Annotated in this window: 2 protein-coding genes; both read left to right on the forward strand. The window is 51.2% G+C overall.

The annotated features are described in order from the left end of the window. Positions 1-132 (forward strand): DcrB-related protein (locus FE392_RS19530; protein ID WP_319931803.1); only part of this gene is annotated, 132 nt, incomplete at its 5' end. Positions 133-144: 12 nt separating this feature from the next. Beyond that, the coding region (locus FE392_RS22275; protein ID WP_500692700.1) for a hypothetical protein at positions 145-254 on the forward strand (110 nt) is incomplete at its 3' end.

Here is a 254-nt window from a genome sequence, read left to right on the forward strand (position 1 = left end):
GTTTACCAGTATCAGGCGGCATTTCAGCGGGATGAGAAAAAAGTGCTGATTTTTACCCTGTCATCCCAGCAGGCATTCACTGACTCACAGCGGCAGTGGCTGAATGATTGTCTGACAAGTTTCCAGTTCTAGGGAGAGAACGCTATGCCAGAAGCAGCAAGGCTTGGAGATACGATCGGCCATTCCAGTGCAATGGCCGGGTTGATTGGTGGAACTATCATCGGTTCTCTGATTTCAGCCGCAGGCGGGATTGC

This window comes from Xenorhabdus santafensis, assembly GCF_033949405.1.
In the GTDB taxonomy this organism is placed as follows: domain Bacteria; phylum Pseudomonadota; class Gammaproteobacteria; order Enterobacterales; family Enterobacteriaceae; genus Xenorhabdus; species Xenorhabdus santafensis.